15 protein-coding genes are annotated in these 21,204 nt (G+C 70.3%); 3 read left to right on the top strand and 12 right to left on the bottom strand.

Annotated elements, in window-relative coordinates:
* Positions 1–185: 185 nt before the first annotated feature.
* Entirely contained in the window at positions 186–1,472 is a 1,287-nt protein-coding gene (locus tag ACIOGX_RS35090; protein ID WP_401918758.1) for an outer membrane lipoprotein carrier protein LolA, read from the bottom strand.
* Positions 1,473–1,705: 233 nt separating this feature from the next.
* Positions 1,706–2,716 carry a polyprenyl synthetase family protein gene (locus ACIOGX_RS35085; protein ID WP_356516633.1) on the bottom strand — a complete coding sequence of 337 codons (1,011 nt, stop codon included), beginning with the start codon at positions 2,714–2,716 and terminating at the stop codon, positions 1,706–1,708.
* Positions 2,717–2,870: 154 nt separating this feature from the next.
* Here ACIOGX_RS35085 and ACIOGX_RS35080 point away from each other — a divergent pair, with 154 nt between their 5' ends.
* From ACIOGX_RS35080 to fahA, 3 genes are all read left to right on the top strand, one after another.
* Positions 2,871–4,376 (top strand): peptide MFS transporter, encoded by a 1,506-nt coding sequence (locus ACIOGX_RS35080; RefSeq protein WP_401918756.1) that lies wholly within the window; start codon positions 2,871–2,873, stop codon positions 4,374–4,376.
* Between the two features lie 150 nt (positions 4,377–4,526).
* Positions 4,527–6,542, top strand: coding sequence for a CocE/NonD family hydrolase (locus ACIOGX_RS35075; protein WP_401918754.1), 2,016 nt, complete (start codon positions 4,527–4,529; stop codon positions 6,540–6,542).
* 242 nt (positions 6,543–6,784) lie between these two features.
* On the top strand, positions 6,785–8,008 hold the full coding sequence (gene fahA / locus ACIOGX_RS35070; protein WP_384774529.1) for a fumarylacetoacetase: 1,224 nt from the start codon (positions 6,785–6,787) through the stop codon (positions 8,006–8,008).
* Positions 8,009–8,087: 79 nt separating this feature from the next.
* Here the strand turns inward: fahA and nuoN are convergent, their stop codons facing one another.
* The 10 genes from nuoN to nuoE are packed head-to-tail and all read right to left on the bottom strand — an operon-like array spanning position 8,088 to position 21,172.
* On the bottom strand, positions 8,088–9,740 hold the full coding sequence (gene nuoN, locus ACIOGX_RS35065; protein WP_356516641.1) for an NADH-quinone oxidoreductase subunit NuoN: 1,653 nt from the start codon (positions 9,738–9,740) through the stop codon (positions 8,088–8,090).
* The gene (locus ACIOGX_RS35060) at positions 9,737–11,314 is read right to left on the bottom strand and encodes an NADH-quinone oxidoreductase subunit M (RefSeq protein WP_401918751.1); all 1,578 of its coding nucleotides are present in this window, start codon (positions 11,312–11,314) and stop codon (positions 9,737–9,739) included. The genes nuoN and ACIOGX_RS35060 overlap by 4 nt, the downstream gene beginning before the upstream one ends.
* A 5-nt stretch (positions 11,315–11,319) precedes the next feature.
* Positions 11,320–13,215, bottom strand: a complete 1,896-nt coding sequence (gene nuoL, locus ACIOGX_RS35055; RefSeq protein ID WP_356516645.1) for an NADH-quinone oxidoreductase subunit L — start codon at positions 13,213–13,215, stop codon at positions 11,320–11,322.
* A 14-nt stretch (positions 13,216–13,229) separates the two neighbouring features.
* Positions 13,230–13,529 carry an NADH-quinone oxidoreductase subunit NuoK gene (nuoK, locus tag ACIOGX_RS35050; RefSeq protein ID WP_129773108.1) on the bottom strand — a complete coding sequence of 100 codons (300 nt, stop codon included), beginning with the start codon at positions 13,527–13,529 and terminating at the stop codon, positions 13,230–13,232.
* Positions 13,526–14,401, bottom strand: coding sequence for an NADH-quinone oxidoreductase subunit J (locus ACIOGX_RS35045; protein WP_356516647.1), 876 nt, complete (start codon positions 14,399–14,401; stop codon positions 13,526–13,528). Before ACIOGX_RS35045 ends, nuoK begins: the two co-directional genes overlap by 4 nt.
* Complete coding sequence (gene nuoI, locus ACIOGX_RS35040; protein ID WP_356516649.1) at positions 14,398–15,003, bottom strand: NADH-quinone oxidoreductase subunit NuoI; 606 nt, start codon at positions 15,001–15,003, stop codon at positions 14,398–14,400. Before nuoI ends, ACIOGX_RS35045 begins: the two co-directional genes overlap by 4 nt.
* A complete protein-coding gene (gene nuoH, locus ACIOGX_RS35035) occupies positions 14,996–16,396 on the bottom strand; it encodes an NADH-quinone oxidoreductase subunit NuoH (protein ID WP_356516651.1) in 1,401 nt (466 codons plus the stop codon). Before nuoH ends, nuoI begins: the two co-directional genes overlap by 8 nt.
* A complete protein-coding gene (locus ACIOGX_RS35030; protein ID WP_401918748.1) occupies positions 16,393–18,945 on the bottom strand; it encodes an NADH-quinone oxidoreductase subunit G in 2,553 nt (850 codons plus the stop codon). The genes nuoH and ACIOGX_RS35030 overlap by 4 nt, the downstream gene beginning before the upstream one ends.
* Positions 18,942–20,303, bottom strand: a complete 1,362-nt coding sequence (nuoF, locus tag ACIOGX_RS35025) for an NADH-quinone oxidoreductase subunit NuoF (protein ID WP_356516655.1) — start codon at positions 20,301–20,303, stop codon at positions 18,942–18,944. The genes ACIOGX_RS35030 and nuoF overlap by 4 nt, the downstream gene beginning before the upstream one ends.
* Entirely contained in the window at positions 20,303–21,172 is an 870-nt protein-coding gene (gene nuoE, locus ACIOGX_RS35020; RefSeq protein ID WP_356516879.1) for an NADH-quinone oxidoreductase subunit NuoE, read from the bottom strand. Before nuoE ends, nuoF begins: the two co-directional genes overlap by 1 nt.
* Positions 21,173–21,204: the final 32 nt, after the last annotated feature.

Below are 21,204 nucleotides of genomic sequence, written 5' to 3'. Positions count from 1 at the left end.
CTCCCGCTCCCCCGGTCCCGTCGTCCCGTCGTCGGCCGTACGCCGTCCGTCACCTCCCGGCAGTACGAGAACGGACCGGCCCCGGTCAGCGTTCCGCCCCGCCGTACGCAGCGCACGACGGGGCGGAACAAGCCGAACAGACCGAACAGACCGGTCGGGCCGGACCGGCCGGACCAGCCGGATCGTTACTTCGCCGCGTTGGCGGCCTTGACCAGCGCGTCCTGCGTCACCGCGCCGACGTACACCCTGCCGTCGTCCGTCATCAGGGCGTTGATCAGGCGGGTCTTGAAGACCGTGCCCGAGCCGAACTTCCCGGTGACCTTGCCACCCAGCGCGTCCAGGAACTGCTGCGCCTCGGCCGGGACATCGCCCGGCTTCGCCGCGCCCGTGACGCCCTCGCCGGCGCCGGTGTTCAGCTCGTAGACGGCGTTCCAGCCCTCGCCGATGACCTTCGGATCGCCCAGCTCCTTCGGCCCCTTGGCGCTGTCGTGGCCCTTGGGCAGCTCCGGGATCCCGCTCGCGTCGCCCGCGCCCTTGTCGTCGCCTCGCGTCACCTTCGCGCCCTTGGGCGGCGTGAAGTCGAACGTGGAGGCGGCGGGCTTGGCGAAGTCGACCTCGGTGAAGCCGACATCGACCACGGCCTTGCCACCGCTGCTCGGCGAGAGCGTGAACTTCAGCGGGGTACCGGTCTTCGCGTCGACCGCGACCTTGATCGAGCCGACCGTCGAACCGCTCTGCTTCGGCTTGATGAGCAGCTGGTACGCGTCGCGCCCGGCGACCTTCGCCGTACCGTCGACGGTCACGGACGTCGTGCCGCCCGCGGCCTTCAGCGCCTGCTCGGCGAACTCCTTGGGCGTCGCCGGGACATCCTTCAGCGCGTCCTTCGGGGCGTGCTTGCCGCCGTCCTCGGCCGCGCCGCCCTTGGCCGCGTCCTTCGGGGCCCGTACGTGGTACGCCTCGTTGGAGGCGCTGTCGTACGCCCAGACCTCGCCGCCGTTGTGGATCAGGCTGTACTCGGCGGCGGTGTCACGGATCGACAGCCGCTGCTTGTCGGGACCGTCCACCGCGACGCGCAGCGTGTGCGTGCCCGAGCTGAGCTCCATCAGCTTGGCGTTCGGGTCCGCGGTCGAGCCGTCGGTGGCGCCGGAACCGCCCGGCCCGCCCTTGCCTGCGAGCGCGCCGCCCGCCAGGTCGCCGAGGCCGGCCAGTGACGGGAGCCCCAGATCCGTGGTGATCTTCACGGAGCCCGAGAGCTGCTCGGTCTCCGACGCGGCGATCTTCTCGATGAGTTGCTGCGCGCTGATCCGCGGCAGTTCGGGGTCGCCGGTCGCGGCGAGTGCCGGGACGAGCCCGATGGTCGCCGCAGCCACCCCCGCCACCGCGACGGGGAGCGCGTAGCGCGCCGCCTTGCGGCGGCCCTCGCCGGGCTCCCTGTCCTCCTCGGTGATCCGTGCGCTGTCGTTCGGTGCCATGTGTGCTCTACCTCCGTGGTCGGCGGCCTTCGGTCTCGTGCACTCGTCCACTCCGCGCCGCCAGTCTCACCCGAATTGGTCAGGAGTGGTGTTAACCATCTGACCAAACGGCCTCGATATAAGCGTCAGACCCGGGGCGCAACTTCCCGTACTGCTCTGGGATGACATACCGATGAGATGCTTCCCGCATCCACTAGGGGAAGACAACGTTCCGCCCTGAGGCGGACGCCCCGTCAGCCCGCCCGGTGGACCACGGCATCGCACAGCTCGATCAGCGCGGACTTCGCGTACCCGTCGGGCAGGGGTGCGAGCGTCGCCCGCGCCTCCTGCGCGTACCGCACCGTGTCCCTGCGCGCCTGCTCCAGGGCCGGGTGCGCGCGCAGCAGCCGCAGCGCCTCCGAGAGCCGCTCGTCGTCCGCCAGATCGCCGTCCAGGAGCTCGACCAGCGCGAGGTCCTCGGGTGCGCCGTGCGCCTCGGCCTGGGCCCGCAGCAGCAGCACCGGCAGCGTGTGAATGCCCTCGCGCAGATCCGTGCCGGGCATCTTGCCCGACTCGTGCGAGTCGCTGGCGATGTCGAGTACGTCGTCCGCCAGCTGGAAGGCGACGCCGAGCCGCTCGCCGTACTGGGTGAGGATGTCGACGACCGAGTCGTCCGCGCCGGAGGTCATCGCGCCGAAGCGGCAGGAGACGGCGATCAGCGAACCGGTCTTGCCGCCGAGGACGTCGAGGTAGTGCGCGACCGGGTCGCGTCCGTCGCGCGGACCCGCCGTCTCCAGGATCTGGCCCGTCACCAGCCGTTCGAACGCCTCGGCTTGGACCCGTACCGCCTCGGGCCCCAGGTCGGCCAGGATGTGTGACGCGCGCGCGAAGAGGAAGTCGCCCGTGAGGACGGCGACCGAATTGCCCCAGCGGGCGTTGGGGCTGGCGACGCCCCGGCGGACCTCGGCCTCGTCCATCACGTCGTCGTGGTACAGCGTCGCGAGATGGGTCAGCTCGACGACCACCGCCGCGGGGACGACACCGGGCGCGTACGGATCACCGAATTGTGACGCGAGCATGACCAACAACGGCCTGAAACGTTTGCCGCCGGCTCGTACCAGGTGCTGCGCCGCCTCCGTGATGAAGGGCACGTCGCTCTTGGTGGCATCGAGCAGTCCCGCCTCGACGGCCGCCAACCCGGTCTGGACATCGGCCTCAAGAGCCTGGTCCCGCACGCTCAGCCCGAACAGCCCGACGACGGTCACGAGAGGTACTCCTGTCTGCTGACGATCACACGGATTGTCGATGTGTCGCTGCCTTCACTCAAGTCAGCGTATCCGGTCGCCTTTCGATCACCGTGGGCGCCTTCCCGGACCCGCCGGTATGTTCGGAACAGCCATACAACCAGGAGTAGCGCTTTTGTCCGGAACAACGACCGAACCCCGAGCGAACGCGGAGCAGCCACCGCCCGGCGATGATCACGCCTTTCTCGGCCATCCCCGCGGTCTGCTGACGCTGTCCGGTCTCGAGGTCTGGGAGCGCTTCTCATTCCTCGGGATGCAGGCCGTCCTCGTCCTCTACTTCGTCGCCACGGTCCAGGACGGCGGCCTGGGCATGGCCGACGGTACGGCGGCCTCCGTCGCGGCGGCCTACGGGACGCTCGTCTACCTGCTCTCGGTGGCCGGCGGCTGGCTCGCCGACCGGATCCTCGGCTCGTACCGCGCGGTGCTCTGGGGCGGCGTTCTGATCGCCCTCGGGCACTACGCCATGGCCGTCCCCACGGCGGGCATGACCTGGGCGGGCCTCGGTCTGATCAGCGCCGGTACGGGCCTGCTCAAGCCGAATGTGTCGGCCATGGTCGGCACGCTCTACCGCACCGAGGACGAGCGCAGGGACGCCGGTTTCGCCCTCTACTACATGGCGATCAACATCGGTGCCTTCCTCGGCCCGCTCGTCACCGGCTGGCTCGGCGACCACTCCGGCTGGCACGCCGCGTTCTCGGCCGCCGCCGTCGGGATGACCCTCGGTCTCGTCCAGTACGTGGTGGGCCGCCGTCACCTGGCCGGACGCAAGCAGGGCGCCGAGTTCGCGCTCGCGCCGGAGCCGATGCGCCGGGCCGTACGGCTGATGATCATGGGCGCGCTCGTGATCGCCGCCCTGGCGGTCGCGCTCTCGCCGGCGGGCTGGCTCACCATCGGCCGCTTCGCCGACGTCCTCACCGTGCTCTCGGTGATGGCGCCCGTCGTCTACTTCGTGGTGATGTTCCGCAGCCCGCGGGTGACCGCCGAGGAGCGCGGCCGGCTGCGCCCGTACCTGGTGCTGTTCATAGCCTCCGTCTTCTTCAACTTCATCCTGTTCCAGGCGTACTCGACGATGATCCTGCTCGCCTCGACCAACGCCGGCACGTCGATCCTCGGCTTCGGCTTCCCCGCCGGGTGGTACGCGTCCGCGCTCGGCGCCTTCGAGGTCGCGCTCGCGCCCGTCGTCGCCGCCGTCTGGGTCCGGATGGGCCGCCGCCAGCCGCACGCCTCCAACAAGATCGCGATCGGGGTGATCCTCGGCGGTCTGTCCTTCCTGCTGATGGTGCTGCCCACCTCCGGGCACGGCAGCGCCGACTACCGGATGGCCGCCTGGTGGATCGTCGGCTCGTATCTGCTGCTCGGCCTCGGCGACATCCTGGTGGAGACCTCCGGGCTCTCCGCCTCCACCAAGCTCGCGCCCAAGGCGTTCGCCGGCCAGACCCTGGCGCTCTGGTTCCTGTCGCTGGCCCTCGCCAACGGCATCCAGGCGCAGACCGTGAAGCTGTACGGGCAGGTCTCGCAGCCCGCGTACTTCGGCGTGAACGGCGCCATCGCGGTCGTGGCCGGTCTGGCGGTGGTCGCGGCGGCGCCCTGGCTGCGCCGGACCATGCACCCGGTCCACTGAGCCCGGTCCACTGAGCCCGTCCACTGAGCCCGTCCGCTGAGCCCGGTCCGCTGAGCCCGGTCCGCTGAGCCCGGTCCGCCGGCCCCGTCCACCGAGCCACTTCCACCAAGCCCTCCCGCCTCTCCCGCACCGTCCGCCGAGGTGACCGGTATGCCCCCCACCATCCGCACCGACTTCCCGTACGAGACGACCCACACGGACCTGCGCATCCCCCTCCCCGACGGCACCCGGCTGTACGCGCGCGTCTGGCGCCCGGTCACCGACGAGCCCGTCCCCGCGCTGCTCGAATATCTGCCGTACCGGCTGAGCGACTGGACGGCCCCGCGCGACTGGCAGCGCCACCCCTGGTACGCGGGCCACGGCTACGCGTCCGTACGGGTCGATGTGCGCGGGCACGGCAACAGCGAGGGGCTGCCGGGGGACGAGTACGACGCGACCGAGCTGGCCGACGGCGTCGAGGTGATCAACTGGCTCGCCGCGCAGCCCTGGTGCACCGGCCGCGTGGGCATGTTCGGGATCTCCTGGGGCGGCTTCAACGCGCTCCAGCTCGCCGCCCTCGCACCGGAGCCCCTGAAGGCGATCGTCACCGTCTGCTCGTCCGACGACCGCTACGACAACGACGTCCACTACATGGGCGGCTCGGTGCTCGCCGTGGACATGCACGCCTGGGCGGCGACGATGCTGGCCTTCGTCGCCCGCCCGCCGGACCCGGCGTTCGCCGGGGAGGGCTGGCGCGAGATGTGGCTGGACCGCCTCGAAGCCGTCGAGCCCCTCATCCACACCTGGCTGGCCCACCAGACCCGGGACGCGTACTGGCGGCACGGCAGCGTCTGCGAGGACTACGGCGCGATCGAGGCGGCGGTCCTGGCCGTCGGCGGCTGGCACGACCCGTACCGCGACACCGTGCTGCGGCTCGTCGAGCACCTGGACCCGGCGCGGGTACGGGGGCTGATCGGGCCCTGGTCGCATCAGTACCCGGACCGGGGGCTGCCGCCGGGCCCGGCGATCGGCTTCCTCCAGGAGACCCTGCGCTGGTGGGACCAGTGGCTGAAGGGCGCGGACACGGGGATCATGGCCGAGCCGCCGCTGCGCTCCTGGATCAGCGCCTCGCACCCGCCCGCGACCGTCTATCCCGAGCTGCCGGGCCGCTGGGCGGGCGAGCCCTCCTGGCCCTCGCCGAACGTCACCGTCGTCCCGTACGCCTTCCAGGGCGAGCCGGTGGCCGTCGATTCCCCGCAGCAGACGGGGCTGGACGCGGGCCGCTTCTTCCCGTTCGGCAATGACGCGGATCTGCCGCCCGACCAGCGCGACGAGGACGCGAAGTCCGCCTGCTTCGAGATCCCCGTCACCGGCGGGCTGACCGAGATCCTGGGCCGCCCGCGCGTCCGGCTGCGGCTGCGGCTGGACGTCCTCTCGGGACAGGCGATCGCCCGGCTCTGCGATGTCGCGCCGGACGGCTCGTCCACCCTCGTCACGCGCGGTGTCCTCAATCTGTCGGCCAGGAAGGGCCGCGACCGGATCGCGCCCTGGCCCGAGGGCGCGACCGAGGACGTCACCTTCGAGCTGAACGGCATCGGGCACACCTTCCCGCCGGGACACCGCATCAGGCTCGCGGTCTCGTCCGCGTACTGGCCGTGGATCTGGCCGCGCGCGGAGTCGGCGGGCTTCACCCTGGACCCGGCGGGCAGCTCGCTCGAACTCCCGGTCCGTACGGCCACCGCCGCCACCGCCGCCGCTGACCGGGCGATCTCGTTCGAACCGCCCGAGCAGGCCGAACCGATGGGCGTGGTCTCGCCGGTGACCCTGGACGAGGAGCGGCCCGAGCGGCTGGTGACCCGGGACGTGGCGCGGGGGCTGTGGCGGCTGGAGGTCGATCCGCGCTACGGCGGTACCCGCGTCTATCCGGACGGTCTCGAATTCACCGAGGACGCGCTGGAGACGTACATGATCCAGGAGAGCGACCCGCTGTCGGCCACCGCCCGCTCGGACTGGCGGATCCGGCTGCACCGGCCCGAGTCGGCCTGGGACGCGCGGGTCGAGACCCGCTCCGAGATCAGCTGCGACGTGGACGACTTCATCACGTCCAACGAGGTGATCTGCCGGGACGGCGCGGAGGTGGTCTTCCACCGGACCTGGGAGAAACGCGTTCCGCGCACGGCGGGGTGATCGCGCGCACGGCGACGCGGACGGGCCGGACCGCGCGCGGGCGGTGCGCGCGGCGCGAACGGCCCGAGCGGCGGCGATCTGACGAGGGAACAGGTCCGTCGCGGGGGCTACCGCGGGTACGCTCCGCGAACTACCCGTAACACTCCGCACTTTTGGGTCAAGACGGACTTTTCACCACTGCCGCGGCTGGGCAACAGCGACGTAACGTGTCCTGCATCGATCCGGAAAGCGAGGCAGCACCAATGCCCGAGCAGAGCCCGCTCGAACCGGCCGAGGGAGACCCCTTCGGTCCGCACAACCTCCCGTACGGAGTGTTCTCCACCGCCGACGAGCCCGACCGCCGCCGGCTCGGGGTCCGTATCGGCGACCACGTGCTCGACGCGGGAGCGGCGGCGCACGCCCTGGGCTCCCCGTACGCCGCACTGCTGGCCCGGCCGAGCCTCAACCCCCTGATGGCGGCGGGCCGTACGGCCTGGCGCGATGTCCGCCGGGCCCTCACCGCGTGGGTCACGGTGCCCGCGCACCGCGCGGACATAGAGCCCCTGCTCCATCCGCTCGGCTCGGTCACGCTGCATCTGCCGTACGAGATCGCGGACTATGTCGACTTCTACGCGAGCGAGCACCACGCCACCAATGTGGGCCGGATCTTCCGCCCCGACGGAGACGCGCTGCCCGCCAACTGGAAGCATCTGCCGATCGGTTACCACGGCAGGGCGGGCACGATCGTCGTGTCCGGTACGGATGTGACGCGCCCGTCGGGCCAGCGCAAGGCGCCCGCCGACCCGGCGCCGGTCTTCGGCCCCTCCGTCAAGCTCGACATCGAGGCGGAGGTCGGCTTCGTCGTCGGCACGCCCTCCCGGCAGGGCAGTCCGGTGGACCAGGCGTCCTTCCGTGACCATGTCTTCGGGCTGTCGCTCCTCAACGACTGGTCGGCGCGCGACATCCAGGCATGGGAGTACGTACCGCTCGGCCCGTTCCTCGGGAAGTCCTTCGCCACGTCCGTCTCGGCGTGGGTGACCCCGCTGGAGGCCCTGGACGCGGCCCGGGTGGCGCCCCCGGCCCGTACCGCCGAGCTGCTCCCCTATCTGGACGACTCCGACGACGAGGAGCCGGGCGGCTTCGACCTGCGGATCTCCGTCGCGCTCAACGGCCAGGTCGTCTCGGAGCCGCCGTTCTCCACCATGTACTGGACGGCGGCCCAGCAGCTGACCCATATGACGGTCAACGGCGCCTCGCTCCGTACGGGCGACCTCTTCGCGTCCGGCACGGTCAGCGGCGCCGCGCGCGAGCAGCGCGGCTCCCTGCTGGAACTCACCTGGAACGGCACCGAGCCCCTCGAACTGCCCGCCGGCAAGCGGACGTTCCTGGAGGACGGCGACGAGGTCACCCTGACCGCCTGGGCCCCGGGCCCCGACGGCACGCGAGTCGGCCTCGGCGAGGTCAGGGGCCGTATCGTGCCCGCCTGAACCGGCGTACGGCTCCGGACGAGACTGCCCGGCACCCGCGACGGGTGCCGGGCAGCCGGCTCTGTCCAGCGACGGCGCTCTACCGCACGAACCCGCCCGCCTGGCCCGCCAGGTCCAGGAAGTACTGCGGGGCCACGCCCAGGACCACCGTGACCGCGACGCCCACCGCGATCGCCGTCGTCGTCAGCACCGACGGCACCGCGACCGTCGGGCCCTCCGGCTTCGGCTCGCTGAAGAACATCAGCACGATGACCCGGATGTAGAAGAACGCGGCGATCGCCGAGGCGATCACACCGATCACGACCAGCACACCCGCGCCGCCGTCCGCCGCCGCCTTGAAGACCGCGAACTTCCCGGAGAAGCCCGAGGTCAGCGGGATACCGGCGAAGGCGAGCAGGAAGACCGCGAAGACCGCGGCCACCAGCGGTGAACGCCGCCCGAGCCCGGCCCACTTGGACAGATGGGTCGCCTCGCCGCCCGCGTCGCGCACCAGCGTGACGACCGCGAACGCGCCGATCGTGACGAAGGAGTACGCCGCCAGATAGAAGAGGACGGACGAGATGCCCTCGCTCGTCCCCGCGATCACACCGGCCAGGATGAAGCCCGCGTGCGCGATCGAGGAGTACGCCAGGAGGCGCTTGATGTCGGTCTGTGTGATGGCGACGATCGCGCCGCCCAGCATCGTGACGATGACGACGCCCCACATCACCGGGCGCCAGTCCCAGCGCAGCCCCGGCAGCACGACGTACAGCAGCCGCAGCAGCGCGCCGAAGGCGGCCACCTTGGTCGCCGCGGCCATGAAGCCGGTGACCGGTGTGGGCGCGCCCTGGTAGACGTCCGGGGTCCACATGTGGAACGGCACCGCGCCGACCTTGAAGAGCAGCCCCATCAGCACCATCGCGCCGCCGATCAGCAGCAGCGCGTCATTGCCCATGGTGTCGGCGAGGGCCGGGTTGACGTTCTGCGCGGTGCCGTTGACGACCTCCGCGATCCGCGCGTACGAGACGGAGCCCGCGTATCCGTACAGCAGGGCGATCCCGAAGAGCAGGAACGCCGACGAGAAGGCGCCCAGCAGGAAGTACTTGACCGCCGCCTCCTGCGACATCAGCCGCTTGCGGCGGGCGAGGGCGCAGAGGAGGTAGAGCGGGAGCGAGAAGACTTCCAGCGCGATGAAGAGCGTCAGCAGATCGTTGGCCGCGGGGAAGACCAGCATGCCCGCGACGGCGAACAGGGCCAGCGGGAACACCTCGGTGGTGGTGAACCCCGCCTTGACCGCCGCTTTCTCGCTGTCGCTGCCCGGTACGGCCGCGGCCTGCGCCACGAACGAGTCCACGCGGTTGCCGTGGGCCTCCGGGTCGAGCTTGCGCTCGGCGAAGGTGAACACGGCGACGATCGAGGCCAGCAGGATCGTGCCCTGGAGGAAGAGCGCCGGGCCGTCGACGGCGATGGCGCCCATGGCCGCGATGTGCTTCTTGGTCGTGCCGTAGCCGCCGGCCGCGAGCCCGACCACCGCGGCGAAGCCGGCGGCCAGGGCGACCACGGAGAGGAACAGCTGGGTGTGGTACCTGCCCCGGCGCGGGACGAACGCCTCGGCCAGAATGCCCAGGACCGCCGCGCCCAGCACGATCAGTACCGGTGACAGCTGCGCGTACTCGATGTTCGGGGCCGGGATCTTGGTGATCCCGTCGGCCGCCGTCGTTGTCCACAGGCTGTGGACGACAGTCGCACTCATGGAGCGGCCTCCACCTCGGGCTTGGGATCGGTCTGCTGTACGTCGGAGAGCGTGTGCTCCACCGCCGGGTTGACGATCTCGGTCAGCGGCTTCGGGTAGACGCCCAGGAAGAGGAGCAGCGCGATCAGCGGGGTGATGACCACCAGCTCCCGGACACGCAGATCCGGCATCGTCCTGACCTCGGCCTTCACCGGTCCTGTCATCGTGCGCTGGTAGAGCACGAGGACATAGAGCGCGGCGAGCACGATGCCCATGGTGGCGATGATGCCGATCACCGGGTACCGGCTGAACGTGCCGACCAGGACCAGGAATTCACTCACGAACGGGGAGAGCCCCGGCAGCGAGAGCGTCGCGAGCCCGCCGATCAGGAACGTCCCCGCGAGTACCGGCGCGACCTTCTGCACGCCGCCGTAGTCCGCGATGAGCCGCGAGCCGCGCCGGGTGATCAGGAAGCCGGCCACCAGCATCAGCGCGGCCGTCGAGATCCCGTGGTTGACCATGTAGAGCGTGGCGCCCGACTGGCCCTGGCTGGTCATCGCGAAGATGCCCATGATGATGAAACCGAAGTGGGAGATCGACGCGTACGCGATCAGCCGCTTCATGTCCCGCTGGCCGACGGCGAGCAGCGCCCCGTAGACGATGCTGATCAGCGCGAGCACCAGGATCACCGGGGTCGCCCACTTGGACGCCTCGGGGAAGAGCTGGAGGCAGAAGCGCAGCATCGCGAACGTGCCGACCTTGTCGACCACGGCGGTGATCAGTACGGCGACGGGCGCGGTGGCCTCGCCCATGGCGTTGGGCAGCCAGGTGTGCAGCGGCCACAGTGGCGCCTTCACCGCGAAGGCGAAGAAGAAGCCGAGGAAGAGCCACCGCTCGGTGTCGGTCGCGATGGACAGCGAGCCGTTGGCCCGCGCCTCGGCGATCTCGGAGAGCGAGAAGCTGCCCGCGACGACATAGAGCCCGATGACGGCGGCCAGCATGATCAGGCCGCCGACCAGGTTGTAGAGGAGGAACTTGACGGCCGCGTACGAGCGCTGGGTGGCCGCCGCCTCGTCCCCGCCACTGTGAGCGCGGTCGCCGAAGCCGCCGATGAGGAAGTACATCGGGATGAGCATGGCTTCGAAGAGGATGTAGAAGAGGAAGACGTCGGTGGCCTCGAAGGAGAGGATCACCATCGCCTCGACCATCAGGATCAGCGCGAAGAAGCCCTGGGTCGGCCGCCACCGGCGGTTCGGGTTCACCTCTTCCAGCGGGTCGGCGTCATGCCAGCCGGCCAGGATCACGAAGGGGATCAGCAGCGCGGTCAGCGCGAGGAGCGCCACCCCGATGCCGTCCACGCCCAGTTCGTAACGGACCCCGAAGTCCGAGATCCAGGCGTGCGACTCGGTGAGCTGATAGCGGGCACCGCCGGGCTCGAAGCGGACCACCACGAGGGCGGCCAGCACGAGCGTGGCGAGCGAGAAGAGCAGCGCCAGCCACTTGGCGGCGGTGCGCCGGGCGGCCGGGACGGCCGCCGTGACGATCGCGCCGACCGCGGGCAGCACGGCCGTCGCCGTCAGGAGCGGGAACGACATGTCCGTTACACCGCCCTCATCAGCAGGGTCGCGGCGATGAGCACTGCCGTACCTCCGAACATCGAGACCGCATAGGTGCGGGCGTAGCCGTTCTGCAACTTGCGCAGCCGGCCGGAGAGCCCGCCGAACGACGCGGCGGTGCCGTTGACCACGCCGTCGACCAGGGTGTGGTCGACATAGACCAGGGAGCGGGTGAGGTGCTCGCCGCCGCGGACCAGGACCACATGGTTGAAGTCGTCCTGGAGGAGATCGCGGCGGGCGGCGCGGGTGAGCAGCGAGCCGCGCGGGGCGGTCACCGGCACGGGCTTGCGTCCGTACATGAACCAGGCGAGGGCGACCCCGAGAACCATCACGACCACGGTGGCGGTGGTGACGGTGGCCGCGCTGACCGGCGGGTTCCCGTGCGAGTGTCCGGTGACGGGCTCCAGCCAGTGCAGGAAGCGGTCACCGATGGAGAAGAACCCGCCGGCGAAGACCGAGCCGAAGGCCAGGATGATCATGGGGATGGTCATGGACTTCGGGGACTCGTGCGGACGCGGCTCGTGTCCCTTCTCGTCGGGCTGCCAGCGCTTCTCGCCGAAGAACGTCATCACCATCACGCGCGTCATGTAGAACGCGGTGATCGCGGCGCCCAGCAGCGTGACGGCGCCGAGGATCCAGCCCTCCGTACCGCCCTTGGCGAAGGCGGCCTCGATGATCTTGTCCTTGGAGAAGAAGCCGGACAGGCCGGGGAAGCCGATGATCGCCAGATAGCCGAGACCGAACGTGACGAACGTGACCGGCATGTACTTCCGCAGGCCGCCGTACTTCCGCATGTCGACCTCGTCGTTCATGCCGTGCATGACCGAACCGGCGCCGAGGAAGAGCCCGGCCTTGAAGAAGCCGTGCGTCACCAGGTGCATGATCGCGAAGACATAGCCGATCGGGCCGAGGCCCGCCGCCAGGATCATGTAGCCGATCTGCGACATCGTCGAGCCCGCGAGGGCCTTCTTGATGTCGTCCTTCGCGCAACCGACGATCGCACCGAAGAGGAGCGTCACCGCGCCGACCACCACGACCACCAGCTGAGCGTCCGGCGCCGCGTTGAAGATCGCGCCGGAGCGGGTGATCAGATACACGCCCGCCGTCACCATCGTCGCCGCGTGGATCAGGGCCGAGACCGGGGTCGGGCCCTCCATCGCGTCACCGAGCCAGGACTGGAGCGGCACCTGCGCCGACTTGCCGCACGCGGCCAGCAGCAGCATCAGGCCGATCGCCGTCAGCTTGCCCTCCGTCGCGTCGCCCGTGGACGACAGGACGGGACCGAAGGCGAAGGTCCCGAAGGTGGTGAACATCAGCATGATCGCGATCGACAGACCCATGTCGCCGACGCGGTTGACCAGGAACGCCTTCTTGGCGGCCGTGGCCGCGCTGGGCTTGTGCTGCCAGAACCCGATGAGCAGGTACGAGGCGAGCCCGACGCCCTCCCAGCCCATGTACAGCAGCAGGTAGTTGTCGGCGAGGACCAGCAGCAGCATCGCCGCCAGGAACAGGTTCAGATAGCCGAAGAAGCGGCGGCGCCGCTCGTCGTGCTCCATGTACCCGATCGAATAGATATGGATGAGCGTGCCCACGCCGGTGATCAGCAGGACGAAGGTCATCGACAACTGGTCGAGCTGGAAGGCGATGTCCGCCTGGAACCCCTCGACGGGGATCCAGCTGAACAGATGCTGGTGCAGGGAGCGCCCTTCGCCGCTCTTGCCGAGCATGTCGCTGAAGAGCACGACACCGATCACGAAGGACGCGGCGGCCAGCAGTGTGCCGAGCCAGTGGCCCACGCGGTCGAGCCGACGCCCGCCGCACAGCAGGACCGCCGCTCCGAGCAGAGGCGCCGCGACGAGCAGCGCAATCAAGTTCTCCACGATTCAGCGACCCCTCAGAGCTTCATCAGGCTGGCGTCGTCGACCGAGGCCGAGTGGCGGGAACGGAACAGCGACACGATGATCGCGAGCCCGACCACGACCTCCGCGGCGGCGACGACCATCGTGAAGAACGCGATGATCTGGCCGTCGAGATTGCCGTGCATCCGGGAGAAGGCGACGAACGCGAGGTTGCAGGCGTTCAGCATCAGCTCGACGCACATGAACACCACGATCGCGTTCCGCCGGATCAGCACCCCGGCCGCGCCGATGGTGAACAGCAGCGAGGCGAGATAGAGGTAGTTGACCGGATTCATCGCTTGACCTCCTCATCCTCGCGGCCCAGCCGCTCCGACGACCGCTGCTCCAGCGCCTTGAGGTCCGCGATGGCCTCGTTCGACACATCGCGGATCTGTCCGCGGTCCTTGAGCGTCTTGTTGACCGTCAGCTCGGACGGGGTGCCGTCCGGCAGCAGACCGGCGATGTCCACCGCGTTGTGCCGGGCGTAGACACCTGGGGCGGGCAGCGGCGGCAGTTGCGTGCCCTTGCGTACGCGCTCCTCGGCCAGCTCCCGCTGGGTCCTGGCCCGTTCGGTGCGCTCGCGGTGCGTGAGCACCATCGCGCCGACCGACGCGGTGATCAGCAGCGCGCCGGTGATCTCGAAGGCGAAGACGTACCGCGTGAAGATCAGGGCGGCCAATCCCTCGACATTGCCGCCGGCGTTGGCCTGGCCGAGCCCGGTGAAGGAGTTCAGCGAGGCGTTGCCGATCCCGCCGATGAGCAGGACACCGAAGCCGAGCCCGCAGGCGGCGGCCCACCAGCGCTGGCCCTTCAGCGTCTCCTTGAGGGAGTCGGCGGCGGTGACACCGACCAGCATGACCACGAAGAGGAACAGCATCATGATCGCGCCGGTGTAGACGACGATCTGCACCACGCCCAGGAAATAGGCCCCGTTGGCGAGATAGAAGACCGCGAGGATGATCATCGTCGCGGCCAGGCACAGCGCGCTGTGCACGGCCTTCTTCATCAGGATCGTGCAGAGCGCGCCGATCACGGCGACGGTGCCGAGGATCCAGAACTGGACGGCCTCGCCGGTCGAGGTCGTCGTGGCGGCGGCGAAGGACGGAGCGGAGGTGAAGGAGGAAACGGACGTGACGGACGAGAGGGACGACGCGGCGAGCAGGCTCATGCACCGACCTCCTCGTCCGTCGGCTTCTCGCCCTTGCTCACCGCGACCTGCCGGACCGTGCCCGGCGCGGCCTCGGTGACCAGCCCCTGGTAGTAGTCCTGTTCGTCGGTGCCGGGGAAGATCGAGTGCGGCGTCTCGACCATGCCTTCCTGAAGGCCCGCGAGGAGCTGCTCCTTCGTATAGATCAGGTTCTCGCGGGAGCTGTCGGCCAGCTCGAAGTCATTGGTCATCGTGAGCGCCCTGGTCGGGCACGCCTCGATGCACAGACCGCACAGGATGCAGCGCGCGTAGTTGATCTGGTAGACGCGGCCGTAGCGCTCCCCCGGGGAGTAGCGCTCCTCGTCCGTGTTGTCCGCGCCCTCCACGTAGATCGCGTCCGCCGGGCACGCCCAGGCGCACAGCTCGCAGCCGATGCACTTCTCCAGCCCGTCCGGATGCCGGTTCAGCTGATGCCGGCCGTGGAAGCGCGGCGCCGTCACCTTCTGCTGTTCCGGGTACTGCTCGGTCAGCCGCTTCTTGAACATGGCCTTGAAGGTCACGCCGAAGCCGGCCACCGGATTCCGGGGGGGACGCGGGATGTCCCCCGGCGAAGAGTCAGACACTGTCAGCCTCCTTTCCGTCACTCTCGGTACCGTCACTCACAGTATTGCCCCCGCCACTGACAATCAGCTCGCGGTCACGTCGTGGCCGCCTGCGCGGTACGGGCGGCAACTCCTGTCCCGGCAGCGGCGGTACGGGGAATCCGCCCGCCATCGGGTCGAAGGCCGGGGGTTCCGGTTCGTTCGCCGCCGCGGCCTTCTCCTTCCTGTCGCGGAAGATGTCCGCGACGAAGGAGAGCAGCAGGATCGCGATGACCGCCCCGAGGACGTACAGCACGATCGACTGGAAGCCGTAGTTCTCGTTGCGCAGGGCCCGTACGGTCGCGACGACCATCAGCCAGACCACCGACGCCGGGATCAGGACCTTCCAGCCGAGCTTCATCAGCTGGTCGTAGCGCACGCGCGGCAGCGTGCCGCGCAGCCAGATGAAGAAGAACAGCAGCAGCTGGACCTTGACCACGAACCAGAGCAGCGGCCACCAGCCGTGGTTCGCGCCCTCCCAGAACGTGGAGATCGGCCACGGGGCGCGCCAGCCGCCGAGGAAGAGCGTGGTCGCGACGGCCGAGACGGTGACCATGTTGATGTACTCGGCGAGCATGAACATCGCGAACTTGATCGAGGAGTACTCGGTGTTGAAGCCGCCGACGAGGTCGCCCTCGGACTCCGGCATGTCGAAGGGGGCGCGGTTGGTCTCGCCCACCATCGTGACGATGTAGATGATGAAGGAGACCGGCAGCAGGATGATGTACCAGCGGTCGGCCTGGGCCTCGACGATCGCGGAGGTCGACATCGACCCCGAGTAGAGGAACACCGACGCGAACGCGGCGCCCATGGCGATCTCGTACGAGATCATCTGCGCGCACGAGCGCAACCCGCCGAGCAGCGGATACGTCGACCCCGAGGACCAGCCCGCGAGGACGATGCCGTAGATCCCGACCGAGGCGACCGCGAGGATGTAGAGCATCGCGATCGGCAGGTCGGTCAGCTGCATCGTGGTGCGGTGGCCGAAGATCGACACCTCGTTGCCGGCCGGGCCGAACGGGATCACGGCGATCGCCATGAACGCCGGCACCGCCGCGATGATCGGCGCGAGGACGTACACCACCTTGTCGGCGCGCTTGACGATGATGTCTTCCTTGAACATCAGCTTGGCGCCGTCGGCGAGCGACTGGAGCATGCCCCAGGGGCCGTGCCGGTTGGGGCCGATGCGCAGCTGCATCCAGGCGACGACCTTGCGCTCCCACACGATGGCGAAGAGCACGGTCAGCAGCAGGAACGCGAAGCAGAACACGGCCTTGACGACCACGAGCCACCACGGGTCGCGGCCGAACATCGACAGGTCCTCGGCGGCGAGGACGGTCCCCGGGGCCGCCGCGAGCTGGGCGAGGGCGGTCATGCGCGCACCTCCGGTGCTTCCGTGGCCGCGTCCCGTGCCTCGGCCGGGCCGATGCGGACGAGCGTGCCGGGGCGGGAGCCGGTGTCCGCGAGGACCCCGCCGCCCGTCGAGTTGAGCGGCAGCCAGACCACCCGGTCCGGCATCTCCGTGACCTGGAGCGGGAGCGTGACCGTGCCCGACGGGCCGGTGACGGACAGCTCGTCGCCGTTCTTGACGCCCGTCTCGGCGGCCGTCACGGCGGAGAGCCGGGCGACCGCCGCGTGCCGGGTGCCGGCCAGCGCGTCGTCGCCCTCCTGGAGACGGCCGAGGTCGAGCAGGAGCCGGTGGCCCGCGAGGACCGCCTCGCCGCCGCCGGGCCTGGGCACCGGACGGGACGGTTCCAGCGGCTCGTCGGCGCGCGGTCCCTCCCAGCGGCCGAGCCGGTCCAGCTCGGTGCGTACGGCCCTCAGGTCCGGCAGTCCGAAGTCACCGGACACGCCGGCGTCCTCGGTGGCGGCGACGGCGGCGAACGTGTCGGCCAGCATGTGCAGCACCCGCGCGTCGGCCGGGGCCAGCCGCCGGGTCATCTGCTCCGGCTTCAGCGCGGCCTCGAACAGCCGCGCCCTGCCTTCCCAGTTGAGGAACGTGCCGGACTTCTCCGCGACGGCCGCGACCGGGAAGACCACATCGGCCCGCTCGGTGACCTCGCTGGGCCGCAGCTCCAGCGAGACGAGGAAGCCGACGGCGTCCAGCGCGGCCCGCGCGCCCGCCGGGTCGGGCAGATCCGCGACCTCGACACCCGCGACGACCAGGGCGGCCAGCTCGCCGGTGGCGGCGGCCTCGATGATCTGGCCGGTGTCGCGGCCGTAGCGGTGCGGCAGTTCGCGTACGCCCCAGACCGCCGCGGTCTCCGCACGGGCCCCCGGGTCGGTGGCGGGACGGCCGCCGGGCAGCAGCGACGGAAGCGCGCCCGCCTCCACCGCGCCGCGCTCGCCGGCCCGCCGGGGGATCCACACCAGCTTCGCGCCGGTCGCGGTGGCGGCCCGCGCGGCGGCGGTGAGCCCGCCGGGCACGGCCGCGAGCCGCTCGCCGACGACGATCACGGCGCCCGGCTCGCGCAGCGCCTGGGAGGCCCGTGCGCCGTCCCCTTCGAGTCCGGCGCTGACCGGGTTGGCCGCCAGCGCGTCCAGCCACTCGGTCTCGGTGCCGGGCGCGGCCGGCAGCAGCGTGCCGCCGGCCTTCTCCAGACCGCGGGTGGCGTACGTGGCGAGGGAGAAGGTGCGCTGGCCGTGGTTGCGGTGCGCCTTGCGCAGCCGCAGGAAGACGCCGGGCGCCTCCTCCTCGGACTCGAAGCCCGCGAGGAGCACGGCCGGGGCCTTCTCCAGCGTGGTGTACGTGAGCCCCGTACCGTCCAGGTCACGGCCGTGGCCGGCGACATGGGCGGCCAGGAAGTCGGCTTCCTCGGTGCTGTGCACGCGTGCGCGGAAGTCGATGTCGTTGGTGCCGAGGACGACCCGGGCGAACTTGGCGTAGGCGTAGGCGTCCTCGACGGTGAGCCGGCCGCCCGCCAGGACGCCTGCCCGGCCGCGCGCGGCGCCCAGACCGCGGGCGGCGGCCTCCAGCGCCTCGGGCCAGCTCGCCGGTTCGAGGACGCCGTCCTCGTTACGGACGAGCGGGGTGGTGAGCCGGTCGGGCTTCTGCGCGTAGCGGAAGCCGAACCGCCCCTTGTCGCACAGCCATTCCTCGTTGACCTCGGGGTCGTTGGCGGCCAGCCGCCGCATGACCTTGCCGCGCCGGTGGTCGGTCCGGGTGGCGCAGCCGCCCGCGCAGTGCTCGCAGACGCTCGGCGAGGACACCAGGTCGAACGGGCGGGAGCGGAAGCGGTACGCGGCCGAGGTCAGCGCCCCGACCGGGCAGATCTGGATGGTGTTCCCGGAGAAGTACGACTCGAAGGGGTCGCCCTCGCCGGTGCCGACCTGCTGGAGCGCGCCCCGCTCGATCAGCTCGATCATCGGGTCGCCCGCGATCTGGTTGGAGAACCGCGTACAGCGCGCGCACAGCACGCACCGCTCGCGGTCCAGCAGCACCTGCGTGGAGATCGGGACGGGCTTCTGGAACGTCCGCTTCTTGCCCTCGAAGCGGGTGTCCGGGTCGCCGACCTGCATGGCCTGGTTCTGGAGCGGGCATTCGCCGCCCTTGTCGCAGACCGGGCAGTCCAGCGGGTGGTTGATGAGCAGCAGCTCCATCACCCCGCGCTGGGCCTTCTCGGCGACCGGGGAGGTCAGCTGCGACTTGACGACCATGCCGTCGGTGCACGTGATGGTGCAGGAGGCCATCGGCTTGCGCTGGCCCTCCACCTCGACGATGCACTGGCGGCAGGCGCCGGCCGGGTCGAGGAGCGGATGGTCGCAGAAGCGCGGGATCTCGATGCCGAGGAGTTCGGCGGCACGGATCACCAGGGTCCCCTTGGGGACGGAGATCTCGATGCCGTCGATGGTCAGCGAGACGAGATCCTCGGGCGGGACCGCCGCCTCGCCGCCGCCGGAGGGAGCGCTCGTCGTCACGGTCATGCGTTCACCTCCAGGTGCGGGTTCCGGTCTGCCCAGACGGTGGACTTCGCGGGGTCGAAGGGGCAGCCCTTGCCGGTGATGTGCTGCTCGTACTCCTCGCGGAAATACGTGAGTGAGGAGAAGATCGGGGACGCGGCACCGTCGCCGAGCGCGCAGAAGGACTTGCCGTTGATGTTGTCGGCGATGTCGTTGAGCTTGTCGAGGTCGGACAGCTGTCCCTTGCCGTCCTCGATGTCGCGGAGCAACTGCACCAGCCAGTACGTGCCTTCGCGGCACGGCGTGCACTTGCCGCAGGACTCATGGGCGTAGAACTCGGTCCAGCGGGTGACGGCCCGTACGACGCAGGTGGTCTCGTCGAAGCACTGGAGCGCCTTCGTGCCGAGCATGGATCCGGCGGCGCCCACGCCCTCGTAGTCCAGCGGGACGTCGAGGTGCTCGTCGGTGAACATCGGGGTGGAGGAGCCGCCCGGCGTCCAGAACTTGAGCCGGTGGCCCGCCCGCATGCCGCCGCTCATGTCGAGCAGCTGGCGCAGCGTGATCCCGAGCGGCGCCTCGTACTGGCCGGGGCTGGTGACATGCCCGCTGAGCGAGTAGAGCGTGAAGCCCGGGGACTTCTCGCTTCCCATCGACTTGAACCAGTCCTTGCCGCGGTTGAGGATCGCGGGAACGGACGCGATGGACTCGACGTTGTTCACCACAGTGGGGCAGGCGTAGAGGCCCGCCACCGCCGGGAACGGAGGACGCAGCCGGGGCTGTCCGCGACGGCCCTCCAGGGAGTCGAGGAGCGCGGTCTCCTCGCCGCAGATGTACGCGCCCGCGCCCGCGTGCACGATGACATCGAGATCGAGCCCGCTGCCCAGGATGTTCTTGCCGAGGTACCCCGCCGCGTACGCCTCGCGCACGGCTTCCTGCACCCTGCGCAGTACGGGGACGACCTCGCCGCGCAGATAGATGAACGCGTGCTGCGACCGGATCGCGTAACAGGCGATCACGATCCCCTCGATGAGGGAGTGCGGATTGGCGAAGAGGAGCGGGATGTCCTTGCAGGTGCCCGGCTCCGACTCGTCCGCGTTGACGACGAGGTAGTGCGGTTTGCCGTCACCCTGCGGGATGAACTGCCACTTCATTCCGGTGGGGAAGCCCGCGCCGCCACGGCCGCGCAGGCCCGAGTCCTTGACGTACGCGATGACGTCGTCGGGCGGCATGGCGAGGGCCTTCTTCAGCCCCTCGTACCCTTCGTGCCGCTCGTAGGTCTCCAGCGTCCAGGACTCCGGCTGGTCCCAGAAGGCGGACAGCACGGGCGCGAGGATCTTCTCGGGGCTGGTCCCGTTCTCGTTGAGCGCGGCGGCCATCGTCATCACTCCCCCTCCTCGGCTGCGGGTCCGGCCGGGTGGTCCGGGTCGGAGGCCGAGGTCTGCTGCGGCGATGTCTCCGGTGTCCCGGAGGGACTCGTTGTGGGGTGGTGGTCGGGCGACGGGCGGGCATGCGAGCTGAGATGCTCGGCGCCCGGCTGCGCCGCGTCGCGCGGCGCTCCGGAGTCGCGCGGGCGCACCACACGCGGCTCGGCCGTCTCGCCCTTGGCCAGCCGCAGCCCGATCAGCGACGCGGGCCCGGCGCCGCCGGTGGCCTCGACGGCGCCGGGGCGCTCGTCGGGGAAGCCGGCGAGGATGCGCGCGGTCTCCTTGTACGTGCACAGGGGCGCGCCCCGGGTCGGCTGGACGGTCTGCCCTTCGCGCAGGTCGTCGACGAGCCGCCTGGCGCTGTCCGGCGTCTGGTTGTCGAAGAACTCCCAGTTCACCATCACGACGGGCGCGAAGTCGCAGGCCGCGTTGCACTCGATGTGTTCGAGGGTGACCTTGCCGTCCTCGGTCGTCTCGTTGTTGCCGACGCCGAGGTGCTCCTTCAGCGCGTCGAAGATGGCGTCGCCGCCCATCACCGCGCAGAGCGTGTTGGTGCAGACGCCGACCTGGTAGTCGCCGCCCTGCTTGCGGCGGTACATGGAGTAGAAGGTCGCGACGGCCGTGACCTCGGCGGTGGTCAGGTCGAGCAGCTCGGCGCAGAAGGCCATCCCCGTACGGGAGACGAACCCCTCCTCGGACTGCACAAGGTGCAGCAGCGGCAGCAGCGCGGACCGGGAGCCGGGGTAGCGGCCGATGATCTCCTTGGCGTCCGCTGCCAGCCTGGCGCGCACATCGGCCGGGTAGTCGGGAGCGGGGAGCTGTGGCATCCCCAGGCTCACCCCCGCGTTGGGCGGTGTGG

The sequence above is a fragment of the Streptomyces sp. NPDC088147 genome, assembly GCF_044741565.1.
Lineage (GTDB): Bacteria > Actinomycetota > Actinomycetes > Streptomycetales > Streptomycetaceae > Streptomyces.
The sequence above is the reverse complement of the archived record's forward strand: the minus strand, read 5'-3'. Positions and strand labels throughout refer to the sequence as shown.